The following is an 18,251-nucleotide window of genomic DNA, read 5'->3' on the forward strand; positions in this document are numbered from 1 at the left end:
CATCCTCTCATGAGTTGATCCAAGCCCAGATCGTGTCGGCGAGTTCAGGTAGCTGCGCCGTATCGGTCCAGGTCAACGCCAGCACCGGCACCGAGGAGGCGAGTGCTGCCCACCAATGGCCTTCATTCGCGCGGGACTGTTCATCGTTGTGCGGGAACAGATTCAGCCAGTCAGTCGCGAGTGCGTCCTCGCGACCGAAATCCAGATGCCGGCGCAGATGCCATCCATCGATGAGTGCGGGTGCTGGCTCGGCTGTGCGTGCGACGACGACGATATGGCCGATAGCGGCGGACGGGGCCGGTGCGCGGCCGAAGACCTGACCGACTTCTTCCGGTGTGAGTTCAACTTTGCCGTCTACCAGAGCGGGCCCCCGTGCAGGTGTCATGCGCGGCAATGCCTGCGCCAAGGGTCGAGATCCAGCCAGGCCCTGCGGGGTGAACCGCCATGCCAACGGCACCGCCGTCGCCTGCCAGCTCCGGCCGTTCGCTGTGACCATCGTGCGGTCACCCGCGATCGGTGCCGCGTGGCGTTCGAGCAACGTGGTCAGCATGGTTGTTTTACCGGAGCCGGGCTTCCCTCCGATGAGTACGCCGGCGTCGCCAGCCAGGACTGATCCGGCATGGACATCGACTCCGTCGCAACGGTTTTCGATGCCGCGCATGAGCAATTGGCGGATGACCCTAGTCCCGATCTTCGCTGCGATGTCGCAGTCGTCGCCGGTCACGGCGATCGAGCCCGGCACGGTGTCGATCATGTGGTCATATGTCCACTCCGGTAGCAGGATTTCGTGGTCGTCGACGGTCCAGACCAGGTAGCGGTTTCCTGGGTGGGCTGTTCGACAACTGATAGGCTGCCGGGCGGTGAACAGTCGGCGGGCAACGTCGATGGCATGCGAGTCGCAGGCGATTGTCACGGTCACGTCCGGTTGCCGGTCAGTTCGCGCGATGACGAATGGAGCGAGGTAGGTTCGCATTCGGTCGGCCACCGCGTTGCTGGCGATCACCGCACACCGACAGCCCGCGAGGTCGAGAAGCTGCGCTGTCATCGCCGACCACTCCATGCAGGGACTGACGACATGTGAACTGCGCGACCGGGTTCCGTGTGGCGAGGAGTGCCGAGCGCGCCCTGTGCGGCGTGCTCGGATCGCCACCGCGGTGCCGCAATCCGACCGGGCTCGGTCAGCGCCAGATCGCGTGCAGGCATCGGCAACCAGATGCGGCAACGATGCACCAGCTCCGCTGCGATCTGATGCCATGACAGCTCATCCTCCACGGTGCCACGTCCGGCCAAGCCGAGGTCGTCGAGCAGCATCGGGTCCTTCATCAGGGACGCGATCCGCATCGCCCAACGGTCCAGGTCGTCGTCGACGACGACACCGGGATGTGCTGGCGGCAGACCAGCCACTGCCTCAGTGGTCGCCAGAACTGGCAGACCGGCGGCCATGTAGTCGAGGACCTTCATTTTCGAACCGGCTCCGGCAGTCAGCGGTGCCAATCCCAATGTCGCATCGCGTAATGCCATCTCGATTGATGGTGCGGGGCCGAGGAATTCGAGCCCTGCTTCATCACGCGTAAGGGCGGCTGGCCCGCGGCCGATCACCTGGACCCGGGCCTGCGGGCACAGCTCACGCAACCTCGGCCGGACTCGGTCGCGAAGATGTTCGATCGCAAGCTGATTCGGCCGATAGAACAGATTCCCGACGAAGACCAGCCGTTGGCTGTTCCAGCTCGGTCCCCAGTAGGAGGAGGGTTCGGCTCCATTCGGAACCAGCTCGACCCGCTCGGGAGGGACATCTGCGCGAAGGGCGAGTATGAGTTCTCTTTCTGCGCAAGCGATCACGAAATCGCTGACGTCAAAAGCCCTGCGCTGCACTCGAGCCAGGCGGGCGATCTCACCAAGCGGTTCCTGCAAACTGTGCGCCAACGCCGCATCGTCATCGTGCACGTCGTAAAGCAGCCGCGCGTGCAGCCGATCCGCCAGGGGGCGACCGACCACGAGGAGCGCTTGCGCTTCGCAGACCACGACCACATCGACCTCGACCCCAATCGCCCCGGCCAGTACCGCCGGGTCGTAGTAGTCGTGCGGATGCACGAGCACGACATCGATGGGCCAATCCGACGCAGTCCAGTAATCGTTGCCACGATCGCACAAGGCCAACGTCACCTGAGCACCCGACCGCCGCGTGTGTTCGGCCAACGCAAGCACTCTTGCCGGCGTGCCCGCGAGCGCATATCCGCGCTCGATGTTCGGGGAGTCAAGCAAGAACAACAGGTTCGGAGACGGCACGTTCACGACGCCTCCTCGTGCTTCGATAGACATTCAGGCAACAACTGACTGTTCCTAACCTGTTGCAGGAAGGTATTTTTCGGACGTGTTCTCAAGTTCGAAGCTGGGCGCCAGGGTTCCTCAGGGGCCGAACCTAGCGTGAATTCCGTTGCAGCCAAATGAATTCAGCTTCCGGCGACTGGAACCCCATCAGTCATTCAGCTCTTGACCTTGGCTCGCTACTTCGTCGTCCACCATCGCATTCCCGGGTACTGGCAGACACCTGTGTGACCGTTCGACGGCCGCCTGAATTGTGGGTAACCGTGAACTGTGCCGCAGTTCTATTCGGCCCGACTTTGCCCATTGCGATGGGTAATCTGAGGGCGCCCACGTTGTCTCCGGCTCGGAAAGGCCACCCTGTGGAAGCCTCGGCAACCCCGCCGGACAGGAACTCCAGACGGTCGAACCGCCAGCTCAGCCCTCAAGCGCGCGGCCGGACAATGGCTGCTGTGGGCCGCAAGCTGTGGAGTGAACTGGGCTCGGTGACCTCGGCCGCGGCCGAGTTGATGGCCCAACACCCTGAGGTGCCGAGCCTTCAGGCGCATCGCTACGCCGCTGGACTGTCCCAAGACAATGCTGCCGCACGCTACAACGAGGTCACCGGCCACCAGACCAGCCTCGGCGGCACCACCATCAACGCTTGGGAAAGCTGGGCACGCGGGCGAGGCCAAGGATCGCCACCTTCACTGCCCAGCCTGCTGATCCTGTGCACCGCGTACGGCCGCGGTCCGCTCGGTGTCTCCGAGGAACCGATCTCCCCGGCAATCTTGATCGCCGAAGCCTACGAACGACTCCCGATCGAAGACCAACTCTCCCTCAAACAGTTCAGCGCCCGCCCCGCCGCGAGCCGAAGCCTCGCGCCAGCACAGCCGTTCGCGTTCACTCGCTCAGCCGAGCACCTCGCGACCGACCCAGCCACCCAGGTGGCGAGCGAGTTCGCTCTCACCGTGCCGACGATCGAATACGGCAACTCCGAAATTTGCGTCTACACCCTGCCCAACCCGCGCCCCGGCCAGCTATTGGATCTGACCTGGCATACCTTCGGCCTCGGCATCCAACGACTGGCTGCGCAGATCAAGAACGTCGGCAAGCGCCTCGACGTCGACATCTGCTTCGGCATCAACGAGGCCGGCCTGGTCATGGCGACCTTCCTCGCCTCGGATCGATTCTCCCGCTGCCCGATCGGGTACCTACGCTGCAACAAAATCCGAGACGGCATCGATCTCGACGACGCTTCCCACTTCCCTGCTGCCCGAACAGAACCCACCATCGTCGTCTGCGACTTCGAGGTCAAGCACGCCGACGTCATCGGCTACCTCGCACGCCGACTGCGCGACCGCTATCCCGGTGCCGAGCTCTACTTCGCGGTCTTCGGCGCCATGACCAAGGACCGCGACCTCGATGTCACCGGCTTTGACGACCTCACCGGCGCGGCAATCATGCACGCCGCCGGCTTCGAAGCCATTTTCATCGCCGCCACGATGAGCCCGCCAGGAATCGAACCCCCACTCGAGTTGCGCTAACCGCGAAAGGGCCACCACCAAGTGACCGAACCCAGCGCTATCCCCGAACTCGCCCAACATCTCGCCCGCATCGTCCGTCAAGCCATGGACGACATCCGGCCTCGACTCATCCATGCAGCGCTCAGCGGCGACCGCGGCGAGAACGAAAACCTCCGCCACTGCGACAACTTCCTCTCCGACTACGACCTGTGGATGCACCAACGCTATAAACAGCTTCTCCAAGAGCATCTGCCGTCATTCGTCTACGCATCAGAAGAAGCAGACCCCGAAGTCATCGGCGACGATCCCGACCCGGATCTGTGCGTACTCGTCGACCCCCTCGACACCAGTGAACTCGCCGTGCGTGGGCTCTACGGCTACACCCACGTCCTGGTCTACTCACGCCGACAAGCCCGCCCCATCGCCGCCGTCGTCGGCGACATCTTCCACCACATCCAGCTCTACCTCGCCGCCCAAGACCACACCGGCGCCGACCGCGCATTCCTGCTCACCCGAGAAGGCCACCCCCACCCACTCAATCGACCTTCCCAAGCCCGCCTGCCCGAAGTGCTCGTCACCAACTACCTCATGCGCCCCGAACAACGCTTCCGACCCCTCGCGACCCAGCAACCGTTCCTCGAAGCGCTTGCCGCCGAATCCGAAGACGGCAAAACCCGCGGACGTATCGGCGTCGATTTCGGCTCCATCGGCCTATGCCATGTCGCCGCCGGATTCACCGACGCCATGATCGAATTCTCCAAAGGCTTCGCGATCTGGGACCTCGCACCCGGACACTTCATCCTCCACGCCGCCGGAGGCACCGTCACCGACCTCCAGGGATCCCCACTCACCCTCGACTACGACCTCACCTCGATGACCGACATCCAAACAGCGATGAGCCAGCGGCAGCGATTCATCGCCGCAGGAAACCCCCACCTCGCCGGAGAAATCCACACCAAGCTGCACTGACGGGTCCGGCGACATGGTGCGGCGTGCTAGCTCTTTGACATACAAAGGCGGTTGAGGTCAGATCGCTCACGAAGTCCAAGACGCCATGGTGCCAGGATTTGCCGTCCGGGTGCTCGACGCGGTCGATGGCCAACGGCCTTGGGTGAGAGCCCACGACGGAGTCGACTTGAACTAAGTTGGCGCGCTGGGTGTCCTGGTCTGTGACAGCGTCAGGAAACACGCTCTTTTGGGCAGGTCCAGCGGACCAGAGTCGCCGAGGGCTGGACGTTGACCATCCGGAGACCGATCGAGATACGGGGATTCGGTTGAGAATCGCAAGGTAAAGAAGCGTGCTCTCCGAGCACGTGGGATGATCCGAGCACAGCCTGGTTCATGGCATCCAAGTGGGAGTGCTCCCCGCGCACGCGGGGACCCGGTATAACGGTGGATTCCTTCGAGGACCTGTGGTCAGAATCGAAATGCGACTAAACCGATCAGTCCTCGTCTTGGCTTCTCGTGCTGCTTTCTTTGGCTAGCTTCGAGATGTTTGCCGCTAGTGTCTGGGCTCGGCCTGCGGCGATCTTCTGGTAGCGCATTGCTGCTTGTGGTGTCTTGTGGCGCAGTCGTTCCATGACTTCGGGCAGCGTGCCGCCAGCTTGCGCTGCGACTGTGCCTCCGGTGTGTCGTTGTTCGCCGGGGCGAAATCCGGAGCGGCCGATCTTTGCGCATGCCGCGTCGAAGATGCGGCGATAGATCCATTCCCGCATCGTCTTGCCGGTGTTGGGGTCCGGGAACAGTAGCGAGTCGGGGTCTGGGCCGACATATGCCCGAAGGTGTTGGCGGATGGCAGCGCGAATGTGGTCGGGAATCACGACATCACCACTCGATCCGGATTTCGGGCGGTCGATGACGATCTTTCCTTCGCGGTATGTCGCGGCCAGGGCGACGGTCAGCAGCGAGCAGTCCGCATTCAGATTGCGGCGCCGCAGTTCGAACGTTTCGGAGGGGCGCAGGCCACACCACGCAGCGAGCAGGATTTATGCAGAAAGCTCGGGAGGCATCGCCGCTGTGAGTGCATCTATCTCGGTCGGAGCCAGAACAGTCGCGTCGTGTGCCGGTTCTACGGCAGTTGCGCCCTTGATGCGGCAAGGATTTTTCTCGATGAGACCGTCGTCGACTGCAACGTTGAGCACCATGCGGAGGACCTCGTATGCCCGAGCTCGAGTGGTCGGCACATCGACATCCTTCTTGTCGCCCTTGAATTTCTTTCCCCGGGGGCGGACGCGGGACACGGTGCTGTACCAGTCGCGGACCATCTCTAGGGTGATTTGGGGGAGCGGTGTCAACTCGAACGTGGGGTTGATGTGGTCGCGCAGAAGGTAGTTGTAGCTGTCGACGGTGCGGCGTGCGAGCGGCTTGCCGCGGCGGGACACGCGTGTTGCGACGACCTTCTTGGCGTACGGGCCAAACAGTATCGCGGGTGGAGGTTTTCCCGCGGGGGCGTCACGAGTGGCTGGGGCCGTCCAGATGCCGAGGTCGATGAGCTTCCGCTCATCTGCGCACCAGCCTTGGGCACTTTCCTCTGTCGGAAATGTATGGGGCGCTTTGTGGATGGCGAGATCGGGGCCGGTGTAGTTCGCCTGCCATCGCCCCGACGGAAGTTTTCGGATCATGCCGAAGGCTCGGCGGGTACGCGTGGGTCTCTTTGCTGGCATTGCGCGACTCCTGTCCCTGTCGGGCATGCGAATTAGTGCATAATACGTGCAGAATTGTAGCCTATTCGGGCGCAAGATTGCCCGTGTGTGCACGGAGGCGTTTTAGGTTAGCATGCAGGTAGAAGCCACAAAGTGCCGGGATTTATGCCTCATTGGAAGTTGATGTACCGCTGGTTCGAAACCAGCTGGGACCACCAAGAAACAGCAGGTCAACGCTAAGAGAGCGGCGACCTGCTTTTTTCGTGCCAAATACGTGCCAGATTGTATCGACGACCAATGCGTGGCTACTTCTTCACTGCACCGGGCGCATGGCGTTGTCGATGTCTTCGACCGCGATGCGTATCTGGCCTCGGAACCTATTGTCGGGCGAGATCCGCATTGCCATGAGCGCGGCGGCAGGACAAACCAGAGACGAGTGGCTAGAAGCGCTCGACGATATCGACAAGCTGTTGCGTTACGCCCATGCGGAGTTCAGTGAAGGGGCTATCGAGGCCGATCTCGCCACCGCACTGAAGATGTTCGGCGAGCTGAGCGCGGACCGCCAGGACGAGATCGTCAGGCATATGAGCCTGATTCTCAGCGGTGCCGAGCAGGAGTGGCTCACCGGTGCACGCAAATACCAGGTCGCTGTGGAACGGATGAGCGGTGACCGCGTCGAGCGGGCTTGGAAATTCTTCGAAGCCGATCCGCGGCAGCCTGGGAGATGGGTGACGGCACCTGCCCCGTCCACCGCCGCCGACCTGCGCGATGCCGTGCTCGGTTCGGCTGCAACGCTTTTGGCGATCGTGATCATGCTGGCCGGTGGGATCAGGGCCAGCGCCGTTGTGAGCGCAGCGCTCCTCGTGGTGGGGGCCTACGCGGCGGGGCGTTGTATGATTGTTTGGCAAACCCATATGCGGCATGTTCACAGCGTGTGGGCACACCACCAGCCGCAGACGTATCAGCAGGAAACGGTGTTCGACAACATGGTCGACCAGTGTTTCAGGCAAGGGAATCCCGGTGCTTTGCAGGAAATCAGCGCAGGCTACCGCGGATATCTCAAGCGCAGGCTGCAGCAGCAGTACGGCATGTCCGGGTGCCACCCTACTGAGGTGAAGTGGCTGATCCAGTGGCATGTCTGGCGATTCGGTCAAGGAATCGACTACCCGGCTGCGCGCTCCGCCGTGGCGCAGCGGGCATCGAACCTGCGGACTATCGGCGCAATCCTGTGGGTGGTCGTCGTGACTGTGCCGTTCGTCGTCGGCGGGTACTGGGCGTTGCTTGCTATTGGCGGCTGGTGGGGCATCAGCGGCATCGTCCGGATCTTTTCCGTGTCCAGGGCACAGCACCTGCTCGCTCAGGATGCCGAGGTTGTCTTCGCCGACGAGTGGTCCGCGTACCAGCGATGGCTCCAGGTTCTGGCCGACCGGCCCAGCGATCCGGAGATGGAACGCTGGCTGGCCCTGGACAAGGCACATCTCAAGAACGAGGCGCTGCTGCGAGCGAATCTTCGCGAGCGTGACCTGGTCACCTACGTTGTGCTGACCGAACGGGCTCTCTTCGCACGAAGGAGCAGGATCACCGGCGGGCCGCCACGGTACGAGAGGTATGTAGTCTACATCTTCCTGCTGACCAAGTACGGAATGCGAACCACGCGTATCTATCTGGACCTCACCACCGGAGACATGCGAAACGAGCAACACCAGATGTGCACCTACGATGCGGTGGCTTCGGCTTCTGCCACGGAGAAGGGGGTCCGTAGGTTTCGGGCAGATGGTCGAACCGCAGTGGATAGTCGCGGTGACAGGGTCTTTCGGCTGATCCTCCTCAATGGCACCTGCATCGCCGAGGTCCGGGAAAGTGGACGAACGACGAGCGATGAACCGCCCGGATGGGACGACGATCCTGAAGACTTGGGCTCGATCTCGACTGCGGGATTCGACAGCGCCCTACGGGTCCTGGAAGCGGTGGCTACCGAGGGCCGGGATTGGATCGCCCGTGACCGCGAGCGTAAACAGCGATGGGCACGAAACTGGTGTACGTAGATACGCATCGAGACAACTAGAACCGGGCGGATGCCGATCTCCCCGGCAGCGGTGGTCCTGCGGGCGGGCGACTGAGCCCGGCATATTCCAGCCGCATTTCGTGATGTTGTGCCTGTCTTCGCTGGTAGTGGGCTTGTTGGAGTGGTGTTGGTGTCGTCGCCGCCAGGTCGACCAGCGCCGTAGCACGGCGAGGTCCGAAATGGGAGTGATCAGGTGCGCCAGGAGACGCTTGATTTCACCGGGTGTGGGTGGAATGACGCCGCTGCTAACGCTTTTGGGGAGATAATGGCGGTAACGGCGAGGTAGGTGTGCTCCAGCATCGCCAGGGTGATGTGGCGATACCAGGCGTCGTAGCGGCGGACCTGATACTGGTCGAGGCCGACTTCAGTTTTCGCGGTCTGGAAGCAGACCGACCAGCGGGCACGGGCGACCCGGATGAGCTCGGCGTCGCTTGTGCCGATCGATGCACCGCACAGGTAGTAGGCGATCTCAAGCCCGCTCTTGGCGTTGCGGGTCAGCGACCGGTGGGCCAGCAGCCAGCGCCGCCACCCCGGGCCGACGCCGTGCTGATGCACTCCCACGATGGTCGAGTCGACCGACATCACCCAGTCTACCAAGCGGCCCCGTACAATCCCCGCACGGGGCCGCGCGGCCGAATCGGTTCGCGAGATTCCTCAACGCCGTCGTCGTTTGGTCGCGGCCAGGACCGCGCGCGCATCGGCTCGACGGTCTTTTGCCGGGTGGAAGACCGCGACGAATCCGGCGCAGAGCCGGGCGGGGCCGTCAGCGTGTAGCCACCATAGGATCGACCCGAGGATCGTGGCAGCAGTACCCGCGCCAGTCACCAGGCTGATCACGATATCGCCTTGTCGATTATGTTGGGGTAGAACGTGTTCGGCAATGCGATTCCTTTCTCGCCCTTCGCCGAACGTTGTAGGCGGCCCGGAGCTGACGATTCCTCGCGGTGACGAGGAATCGGTGTTTCGTTGGCGGGCGGGGAACTGGCGGCGCCGAGGCGCCTAGAAGGGAGGCGTCCGCGCGTAGCCGCCGCGACGGGTCGAACACCGGGCACGGGCCGGGTGTGGTGTCGAGCGCGCGGCGAGGAGGAAGCCGATGGCCGCGTCTGAGGATGCGCCAATGTCGGAGTGGGGGTCACCGGACACCGCTCATCCGCAACCGTGTTCGGGTGAGCACCCAGAGGACTTCGATGTCCCTCCGGACGCGCAAGAAGATGCGCAACTCAGAGCGGCCGCCCGGGTGGACTACGTCCTGGATTCAACGGCCATCGTGCCGACGCCCGACGAGACGCGCGAACGCTTGAACGCCGACGACGAGTTGCTTGCGGCACTCGAGAAGTTCCGCTTCACTGGCCCAGCATGGGATCTGTTCGCCGATTCGCTTATCCGATACAGTGCCGCGACGTTGGATGCATGGTCCCAATACGGTCGGGTCTTCCAGGTGTTGCGCGACCACGGGGTTCGCTTGATGCCGCCCGCGACGCAGCGAGAACGCCGCCGCCTTGCCGGTGAGCCCACCTATCGTGCTGAACTCGTGCGCCCAGCGATCGCGGCAGCCCTGGTGAAAGTCCAGCGCGCGCTCCAAGCCGGCACTGGCTGGAAACCCGACGGTGGCATGAGTCTGACCACCTACTTCGTCGGTGCCTGCGTATTTGCCTTCGCCAATGAATTTCGCAAGCTCCGACGACGAGACCAGTTCCTGTCCACCGGCCACGCGGACTTCGATCCAGATGAGCTTGCCGACGATGGATTCGGCACATTCCTCTGTGCCACACCGTATCCAGACCCCGAGACAACCGCGATCAACAATGCGACCATCCGCAATGCGCTGCACGGGATGTCGGAGTTGGAACGCGCGATTGTCTGGGGCAAAGTCAGCGGCTACACCGCAGCAGAGATCGCTGAGTTGAATCCCGGGACGACTAAAAAGGCGATCGAACAACGATGGGCACGGCTCAAGGAAAAGTACGAATGGATCGATCGGGTGACAGTGACGAGGAGGATGTCATGAACCGATCCGAAGACACGAATCCGGCCACACCTGCTGATCTCGCCCATATCCGCGTGCTGATTGAGCGGTCATCGCTGGGAACACCCGGTGCTCGTCAGTTGCAGCAGCGGACCAGCCGCACGGACCTTGTGCACATCCGCGGCCTTGCGGAACCGCAACGGCGCATCGGGAAGACTGTTGAGGATCTGGTGCCAGCCACGACGCCCGCCCCGCAGGCAGACTCCCCCAAGCGTCCACGCGATGCCGCCCTGACAGAGGAGCTGGAAGTGGTCCCGTTGAGCAGTTCGATCGTCGACGGCCAGCATCGGATATCAACCCTTCTCAATATTCAGTTTGCGCGGCGTCGAGCAGCGGAAACCACCTTCGTCGATTCGAGTGTCAGAGAAGGTGGCCCTGTGGTTTTGCGGCTGGCTGTCGGTGGTCAGCTGCGCAGATGGCGTGAAGGATGTGGGATCACAAAGGAGGCAGCGGGGGAGTATATCCGCAGCTCGAATGCCAAGATCAGTCGGCTCGAGCTCGGTCGGGCCGGGTTCAAGGAACGCGATCTCATGGATCTGTTGACCCTGTATGGAGTAACCGATTCCGATCAGCGGGCGACGATCCTGGATTTGGCCCGCAAGGCCAACCAGCCGGGCTGGTGGCATCGATACAGCGATTTGCTGCCGTCCGGGTTCGAGACTTACATCGGATTGGAAAGCGCTGCGCAGACGATCAGAACATTTGAAGGCCAACTGGTTCCGGGACTGCTGCAAACCGAGGACTACGCCCGTGCCGTTATCGCGGTGGCCCACGACAACGCGTCGGCGACGCCGCAAGTAGAGCAACGAAGTCACGGCCGGGAGATCGACGTCCGAACCGCGCGACGAGTGGAGTTGCGCAGCAAACGTCAGGAGATCTTGGATGCAGCGGGCGGGCCGATCCTATGGGCGGTGCTGGATGAGGCCGTGCTGCATCGACCGGTCGGCGGCACGAGGGTGATGCGCGAGCAACTCGAGCATCTCGTGGCGATGTCGACCAAGCGCAACGTGATAATCCAGGTGTTGACATGTCGGTCTGGTGGCCACGCGGCGGTGGGTTGCTCATTTACGATGCTCGGCTTCGCTGAGCGGGAAGTGCCCGAGATCGTCTATCTCGAGCATTTGACGGCTGCGCTGTACCTGGACCGTCAGGAGGACGTCGAAACCTACCGCGCAGCAATGAACCAACTTGTCCTGCAAGCGGATACGCCGGAGCAGTCACGCGCCCGGCTGATCGCCGCTGCGGCGCAGATGTAAACAGGCGGTCTACTCTGCGGCTCCCGATTCACGAGTGGCGCACGCTCCGGCGAAGCGCGAGAAGGGGTCTCGGTGGTGTGCGCCGCTTTACCTTCTAGGTAATCGACAGTGCGCCGCACCGCTGCTGAATGCGCGGCGCAGTTCGACGAGTTGATGGCCTACGTGGTTCCCGAGGACGCTCGAGCCGGTATCGAGACCTTTCTGGTCGACGGAACGGACGCCGTCCTCTTCGGCATCTCGCCGCAACCGTGCGCGCCGCCGGCAAATCGTTCGACGGTCCTTTCGCCTTGCGCCTGACAGTCGAAGACGGCCGTATCACCCGGCACCATCTGTACGAGAACAGCATCTCGATTGCGGCGGCGTGCGCGAGTGACCACTAGGTTGTGTCTCCCAATGGCATTGATGCATGGAGGGCTGATCGTGCATCGTGGTTGCCGTGGCGATGCTCGCGCGAGATCGGTATCAGGTTCTGGCGGACAAGCAGTGGGAGTTGGTCGAGCTGCTGCTACCGAAATCTGAAGGGCAGACGCGCTACGCTCTCGTGTGTGGTCTTTGTTGTAACACTCTCTGTACCAGAGCTTTCCGGCATCAGGCCGGATCTTGTAACAACGCAGCGCCTGACCAAATCACACCGCAAGGGACGTCTAGGTGCGGCAAACCTACGGCTCGTACTGGTTATCCAGGATGAGTCCGCGAAGAAGCGGAATCGGGAGTTGGTCTGGCTAGGTGTTGCGGTTCATCGGGGCACAGTAGGCGCGGTGGACGACAGCATCACCATTGATCATCTTCGAGAGTGTCGGGAGCCCATACCGCTAGATGGAGCTCGTGGCATCCTTCGGATGCTTCCCGCGGAAGCCCGCGAGCAGATTGATAGGGCGGTATCCCTTGATGGCGATGGTGTCGGCGCATTTGATCGCTCGGCTTGGTACGCGCTGGATTCAACGCTGCGGCGCACGCGACCAGATCTGGCGCCGATCCTTGAGTGGCTGAGCGCGCTTGCCGAACCTCCTGTCCTGCGAAGCGACGACGCCGCAGACCGCGCCTGGCAGGAACAGCGAGATGCGGTCGGCACTATCGCGCGCATCTTCGACGTCCCGCCAGCGAGTTTTAGCGCCTGGCGACGCCCTACTTCGCCACATGCACCCTACCTGGCTGGGCTCATTCCGGAACCGGTGGAGCACAGTTTGATCGACCACGACTCAAGGGTTTCCGTCACTGATCGCGGCATATTTGACGAATGGGGCGGCGACCCCAGTTTCAGATGCGATATTCATGTCGTTGAGGACACGGCAGGGCGGAGACTGGAGGTCGCAAACGTTAATGCCACGGACGTCGAAAAACGTCTAGGTACAGACATGATCTATTACCATGAAGCGACGGCGAGCTTCATGCTCGTTCAGTACAAGCGCCTAGATGCTGCCACGCGCACAATGTCAGTCGATTCAAGACTGATGGACCAGCTCGAGCGACTCGAAGCGGTTTCACGCCTCAGCAAGCAGCCTGCTCGACCTGAAGATTGGCGACTTGGAATTGATCCCTGTTTTCTGAAGCTCGCCTACTGGCCGAGTAATCAGAATAACCGCGGCGACAGCCTGTCGCCGGGAATGTACCTGCCCGTTTCGTACATCCGGCTTCTGCTACGGCACGATTGCACGCTCAGTGGTCGAAAGCGCAGTGACGGATCGCCGGGGAGGATGCTCGGGTATCCGCAAGTCCCACGCCACCTCGTAAGTACCCAATTCATCGAACTGGTTCAACACGGTCTGGCTGGCACGATCGGAGTCACAGTGGAACAGTTGCGTGCCTTTGTTTTTGAGCGGGTCAGGGCAGGTCACGATGCCGTGATCGGTACAGAACGTAGCCAAGAGACACCCAATCAGCGGCAGAAGCGGATTCGCGAACGCAGTTCGAAGAAGCGATCCGTCAAACACATTGCCCTCAATACCGCAGGCGCTGACGACGACCCCGCTCTGTTCTCCTTGCCATCCGCCGAAACAAACACCCCCACACGAAGTACGTCGCCGAAGCGGCGGCAACCCAGATGATCTGAGTTGCCGCCGTGCGACGAATTCGGCCTAGCGCAGCGGTGGCAGCGGTGTTGTGGAGGACGATGCGGGCGAGCCGGTAGGAGTCGGTGTCGGTTTCGATGATCTGCCCGCCGAAGTGAGCCTGTCGACAATCGCGGCGCAGAGCTGCGGTGCTGGCGCGCCCAAAACAGGACCTGAAAGTCGATGCTTGGCTGTACATTCCGGGCAGAGATGGCCCTTGCGGTCGATATCCACGGTGCCGACTGGCAGTTCGAAACGTGCAGCTGCTCACGGGTGCGCAGCTCGAACACGCTGACCACTTCGTCCATTCGGCGCTGTTCGTCGTGCCGACACCTCGCTACGCGGAGAGAAGGCTCGACTGAAGCCTGGACCGATGCGGGTGGGGATCCGACTTCCAGTCGACTGACCCCCGGGCCGTGGATCTGGGTTCCCGTGGACGCAAGGGCTGCGCTGGAGGAGACAACTCCGTGTCGAGGTCGGCGAGGGCCACACGCTGTACGGTAAGCCCGCTTACCGTGATCATTCGCTGTTGCGGCTGCGACGAAGTGGTGTTCAACGTCGAGGTACGCTACGGCCTTCAGGTCCCGGTCCAAAGTCCACCTGACCTGGCAGCAAGGGCCCGACACGCCACCATGGCCCATGCGCAGGACACTTGCCCATACCGCTCCACGATGTCCTGGCCGAACAAACACTGATCCGCGATAGTCCTCCGACATGCCGAAGCATGGCACGGTCCGGCGATGATCACCTTGATCGACGTTTGGGTGGCCGCGCTCGCGGCGGGCCCGAAGCAGAACATGATCGCCGTCGAGGTCCCGCACGCCGATCCGGTCGACGGTATCGGTCTGCTCGGGGTCCGTCGGCAGTGTAGGGAAACGCGGAGAACACCGCGGTCAGGGAATCCGATTTCCCTAAGCTGGGTTCGTGGTGACCTATGCGGACTTCCCGGAAAACCTTGTGACCGAACGGCTCCGGCTGCGGTCCTGGCTGCCCTCGGACGCGGCGGACTATCGCGCGCTGTGGGCCGAGCGGGATCCGCGGGCCCGGCATCGGATCGGTGCGGACGGACGGCCGACGGTCGAGGACATGCGGGTCTGGCTGGCGGCCAACCCGCTCGGTCCCGATCCGGGGCTGGGGTTGCGTCCGATCGAGCGGCGCGACACCGGTGAGTTCATCGGCTATTGCGGGCTGATCGTCGGGCAGGGGTCCTTCGACGAACCGGAGATAGCGTACGAACTCGCGCAGCGCGCGCACGGTCACGGGTACGCCACCGAGGCGGGCCGGGTGGTGGTCGAGGCGGCGGCGCGCACCGGCCGGCGGCGATTGTGGGCGACCGTGCGCGAATGGAACACCGCCTCGTTCCGGGTGCTGGCGAAGCTCGACTTCTACGACAGCGGGCGGGTCACCCCGGATCCTGTTCGCGGCGACTCCATTTGGATGACCCGCGTACTCGATTAGCCATCCGCTGCGGTGCCGAAATCGTATACGATTACTCCAGTGAGTATCCGGGAGGAACGACGATGGCATCGGCACATTTCACCCCCGCCCTGAATCTCATCGGCGGAACCTGGCGCGACGCCGATGAGCACCGGCTCAGCTACGACCCGGCCACCGGAGATGTCATAGGGGAGTATGCCTTCGCCACCCGCGCCGACACCGAAGAGGCGATACAGGCCGCCCGAGCGGCGTTCCATACGACCGAGTGGGCCACCGATCGGCGGCTGCGCGCCAAGGTGCTCGGCGCGATGGCCGATGCGGTCGAAGCGAACCGGGCGGCGCTGATCGACCTGCTGTCGCTCGACAACGGAAAGATCAAGCGGGAAGCCACTTTCGAGATCGACATGGTCGCGCCCAAGTTACGCTGGTGGGCGGCCATGGCGCTGGCGGATTCGGCCGGGCGCGCGTCGGACATGGGGCAGGGGCGAACCTCGATCGTGCTGCGCGAGCCGGTGGGCGTGGCCGGGGTCATCGTGCCGTTCAACGCGCCGGTGATCTTGGCGGTGCGCTCCCTGGCACCGGCTTTGGCGGCGGGGACCACGGCGGTGGTCAAATATCCGGAGGAGACCGCGCAGATCTGCGCGCTGTTCACCCGAATCATCGCTCAGGTCAACGACTTACCCGATGGTGTGCTGAACACGGTCGTCACCGACAGCAGCGGTGGTTCGGTGCTCGTCGAGTCGCCGGATGTGCCGGTCATCAGTTTCACGGGTAGCACCGCCACGGGACGTGCGATCGCCGCCGCCGGCGCCGACCGGCTCAAACGGTTCGGGCTCGAGCTGGGCGGCAAGTCTCCGATGATCGTGTTCGAAAGCGCCGACCTCGACGCCGCGGTGCCGGTCCTGACCGATGCCGTGACGGTGTTCGCGGGCCAGTTCTGCATGGCCGGATCCCGTCTGCTGGTGCACGAGTCGTTGGCGGAGGACCTCGGCAAGCGGTTGCGAACCTCGTTCGAGGCGGTCCGGCCGGGTCCGGCACGCGATTCCGCGAGCGATATGGGTCCGCTGATCTCGCAGCAGAACGTCGAGCGGGTCGATGCCGTTGTGCGGGAAGCTATTTCGATGGGAGCCGAGGTCATCGTCCGGGGCGGTCCGTCGGACGATCCGCGACTGCGGGGCGGGGCGTTCTACGAGCCGACGGTCCTGGCGGTCCGCGACAACTCGCTGCCGATCGTGCAACGGGAAACCTTCGGCCCGGTGCTGACGGTGCAGACTTTCCGCACCGAGGACGAGGCGATCGCCCTGGCCAACTCGACCGAATACGGTTTGGCCGCCAGCATCTGGACCCGCGATGTGGACCAACCCCTGCGCGTGGCCCGCCGCATCGAGGCGGGCACGGTCTGGATCAACGACTGGGCTGCGGTGTACGACGAATTCGAAGAGGGCGGCTACAAGCAGAGCGGCCTCGGCCGACTCAACGGTCTTGCGGCACTGGAGGATTTCGTCGAATACAAACACATCGCCTTCGCCCCGGCCGAGCGGCACTGAATCGGCGGACGCTGTCCGGAACCTGCCACGCCGACGCGCAGGGCAATTTTCATCGTCTGACCAATCTCTCGATTACTCACCAGTAGCAGACCGATTGTTTCGATAAATCATCGGAAAAGCGTTGCCGGGGAGTGACGGAGATTTATCCCTGTGCGACACCGGGCGGTCGAGATGTGTCATCGCGCAAGGCGCGGGCCATATTTCGAACGTGCTGGGGCGGCGCGCCGAACCAGCGCCGGGCGGCCCGGGTCAGCGCCGACGGCTCTTGCAAACCGACCAGTGCGGTGATGCGCGCCATGGCGAAATCTGTTTCGCTGAGCAGCCGATAGGTCGCGTCGCGACGGGCCTCGTCCAGCAGCCGGGAGAAGGTGGTGCCTTCCGCGGCGAGGGCACGTTGCAGTGTGCGTTCGTGCACGGTCAGCCGCTGCGCGACGGCACCGATGGTCGCGGTCATGGCCAGACTTTCGATCGCGACGCGGACCCGTGCGCTCATGGTCCGCTCCGGCTGCGGGAAGTTCCGGTTCAAGTAGTCGACCGCCAGCGCGCGGACGCAGCGATCGCTGCCGAGAACCGGCTGTGCCAGCGCATCGGCGGCGATCCGGAGTACGGTGGTGTCGTGTCCGAACGACGTCGTGACACCGAAGAAGGCGAGATACCGGTCGGGATCGCGCGGTGCCGGATGGGGCAGGCGCACGCTGCGTAAGCCGTAGTCGCCGTGGCGGGCGCGCCGCAGCGTTGTGTGCAGGACAGCGACCGCGAAATCGATGCCCTGCGTGAGACCGCCCGATTCGGCAGGATCGCCGAGATGCAAGCCGATGATCCCGGCCTGCTGCTCCGGGTCGGGCACCAGCTCCAGCACGAGGCCGGCGTGCTGAATGTGCAGATACCGGCAGAGCTGGCGCAACGCTTCCCCGACCGTGGCCGAATTCATGACCGCGACGGTCAGGAACCCGAACTCCGAGCCGTCCTGACGCGCGGCCAGCCGCAAACCGAAATCGGGACAGTCGAATTCGGCGGCCGCCACCTCCAAAGCCCAGCCCAGCGCTTCCGCCGAGACGAGCGCGTCCGCGTCGTCCATCGTCGCGCGGTCGATTCCGAACCGTTCGAGCAGGCGACCTCCGTCGCCGCCGAGTTCGTCCACCAGCGCCGCATATCCGCGCAGGCTCGACGCCTTGGCCGTGACCGCCATCGGGCACCTCCAGAAATCCCGCGATACGACGGTGTATCGCGAACCGCCGATATGCCACGAATTCGCGAGCAATCGGGCAGCCACCGAACAGACCCCGAATCAGTCTTACTCGCGCATGCGCGGAAGTAGGGGTGATTGCTCGGGATGGTTCGAAGAATGGGCCTCGAGCGTTAAGGTGGGACAGGAGCGGTGTCGTTCATCGCATTGTCGCAGT

General features: G+C 63.3%; 14 protein-coding genes and 1 pseudogene. 9 read left to right on the forward strand and 6 right to left on the reverse strand.

Annotated features, from left to right (window positions below):
• Window positions 1-7: 7 nt before the first annotated feature.
• Complete coding sequence (locus NVU01S_RS39025) at window positions 8-1,045, reverse strand: phosphoenolpyruvate carboxykinase (ATP) (RefSeq protein WP_043677757.1); 1,038 nt, start codon at window positions 1,043-1,045, stop codon at window positions 8-10.
• Entirely contained in the window at window positions 1,042-2,292 is a 1,251-nt protein-coding gene (locus NVU01S_RS39030; RefSeq protein WP_043677688.1) for a glycosyltransferase family 4 protein, read from the reverse strand. Before NVU01S_RS39030 ends, NVU01S_RS39025 begins: the two co-directional genes overlap by 4 nt.
• Before the next feature lie 482 nt (window positions 2,293-2,774).
• Between NVU01S_RS39030 and NVU01S_RS39035 the strand changes: the two genes are divergently transcribed.
• Window positions 2,775-3,848 (forward strand): hypothetical protein, encoded by a 1,074-nt coding sequence (locus tag NVU01S_RS39035; protein ID WP_043677689.1) that lies wholly within the window; start codon window positions 2,775-2,777, stop codon window positions 3,846-3,848.
• Window positions 3,849-3,869: 21 nt separating this feature from the next.
• Window positions 3,870-4,796, forward strand: coding sequence for an inositol monophosphatase family protein (locus tag NVU01S_RS39040; protein ID WP_043677691.1), 927 nt, complete (start codon window positions 3,870-3,872; stop codon window positions 4,794-4,796).
• 473 nt (window positions 4,797-5,269) lie between these two features.
• Here the strand turns inward: NVU01S_RS39040 and NVU01S_RS42950 are convergent, their stop codons facing one another.
• Window positions 5,270-5,812, reverse strand: coding sequence for a site-specific integrase (locus tag NVU01S_RS42950; protein ID WP_082032286.1), 543 nt, complete (start codon window positions 5,810-5,812; stop codon window positions 5,270-5,272).
• Window positions 5,813-6,490 (reverse strand): site-specific integrase, encoded by a 678-nt coding sequence (locus NVU01S_RS43880; protein ID WP_156161809.1) that lies wholly within the window; start codon window positions 6,488-6,490, stop codon window positions 5,813-5,815.
• A gap of 320 nt (window positions 6,491-6,810) precedes the next feature.
• Here NVU01S_RS43880 and NVU01S_RS39050 point away from each other — a divergent pair, with 320 nt between their 5' ends.
• Window positions 6,811-8,514 (forward strand): hypothetical protein, encoded by a 1,704-nt coding sequence (locus NVU01S_RS39050; RefSeq protein WP_156161810.1) that lies wholly within the window; start codon window positions 6,811-6,813, stop codon window positions 8,512-8,514.
• Window positions 8,515-8,723: 209 nt separating this feature from the next.
• Here NVU01S_RS39050 and NVU01S_RS39055 read toward each other — a convergent pair.
• Window positions 8,724-9,071: pseudogene (locus NVU01S_RS39055) on the reverse strand (IS701 family transposase); the annotation flags it as partial.
• A 556-nt stretch (window positions 9,072-9,627) separates the two neighbouring features.
• Between NVU01S_RS39055 and NVU01S_RS39060 the strand changes: the two are divergent.
• The 6 genes from NVU01S_RS39060 (at window position 9,628) to NVU01S_RS39080 (ending at window position 16,848) form a co-directional block, all read left to right on the forward strand.
• Window positions 9,628-10,542 (forward strand): RNA polymerase sigma factor, encoded by a 915-nt coding sequence (locus tag NVU01S_RS39060; protein WP_043677698.1) that lies wholly within the window; start codon window positions 9,628-9,630, stop codon window positions 10,540-10,542.
• Window positions 10,543-10,868: 326 nt separating this feature from the next.
• The gene (locus NVU01S_RS39065) at window positions 10,869-11,816 is read left to right on the forward strand and encodes a helix-turn-helix domain-containing protein (protein WP_043677760.1); all 948 of its coding nucleotides are present in this window, start codon (window positions 10,869-10,871) and stop codon (window positions 11,814-11,816) included.
• A gap of 108 nt (window positions 11,817-11,924) precedes the next feature.
• On the forward strand, window positions 11,925-12,113 hold the full coding sequence (locus NVU01S_RS39070; protein ID WP_209444852.1) for a hypothetical protein: 189 nt from the start codon (window positions 11,925-11,927) through the stop codon (window positions 12,111-12,113).
• A 461-nt stretch (window positions 12,114-12,574) separates the two neighbouring features.
• Complete coding sequence (locus NVU01S_RS42955; RefSeq protein WP_156161811.1) at window positions 12,575-13,861, forward strand: hypothetical protein; 1,287 nt, start codon at window positions 12,575-12,577, stop codon at window positions 13,859-13,861.
• Between the two features lie 927 nt (window positions 13,862-14,788).
• Window positions 14,789-15,322 (forward strand): GNAT family N-acetyltransferase, encoded by a 534-nt coding sequence (locus tag NVU01S_RS39075; RefSeq protein WP_043677704.1) that lies wholly within the window; start codon window positions 14,789-14,791, stop codon window positions 15,320-15,322.
• Window positions 15,323-15,384: 62 nt separating this feature from the next.
• A complete protein-coding gene (locus NVU01S_RS39080) occupies window positions 15,385-16,848 on the forward strand; it encodes an aldehyde dehydrogenase family protein (RefSeq protein WP_043677706.1) in 1,464 nt (487 codons plus the stop codon).
• A 142-nt stretch (window positions 16,849-16,990) separates the two neighbouring features.
• Here NVU01S_RS39080 and NVU01S_RS39085 read toward each other — a convergent pair whose 3' ends face one another.
• Window positions 16,991-18,037, reverse strand: a complete 1,047-nt coding sequence (locus NVU01S_RS39085) for an AraC family transcriptional regulator (RefSeq protein ID WP_052281081.1) — start codon at window positions 18,035-18,037, stop codon at window positions 16,991-16,993.
• Between the last annotated feature and the right edge of the window lie 214 nt (window positions 18,038-18,251).

Origin of the sequence: Nocardia vulneris (assembly GCF_001613425.1) — a bacterium.
Classification (GTDB): domain Bacteria; phylum Actinomycetota; class Actinomycetes; order Mycobacteriales; family Mycobacteriaceae; genus Nocardia; species Nocardia vulneris.

Bases quoted from the DNA above. Each gene is read 5' to 3' on its own strand.
- NVU01S_RS39060 (WP_043677698.1), top strand. From the start codon at position 9,628: ATGGCCGCGTCTGAGGATGCGCCAATGTCGGAGTGGGGGTCACCGGAC.
- NVU01S_RS39085 (WP_052281081.1), bottom strand. From the start codon at position 18,037: ATGGCGGTCACGGCCAAGGCGTCGAGCCTGCGCGGATATGCGGCGCTG.
- NVU01S_RS39025 (WP_043677757.1), bottom strand. From the start codon at position 1,045: ATGACAGCGCAGCTTCTCGACCTCGCGGGCTGTCGGTGTGCGGTGATC.
- NVU01S_RS39050 (WP_156161810.1), top strand. From the start codon at position 6,811: ATGTCTTCGACCGCGATGCGTATCTGGCCTCGGAACCTATTGTCGGGC.
- NVU01S_RS43880 (WP_156161809.1), bottom strand. From the start codon at position 6,490: ATGCCAGCAAAGAGACCCACGCGTACCCGCCGAGCCTTCGGCATGATC.
- NVU01S_RS39080 (WP_043677706.1), top strand. From the start codon at position 15,385: ATGGCATCGGCACATTTCACCCCCGCCCTGAATCTCATCGGCGGAACC.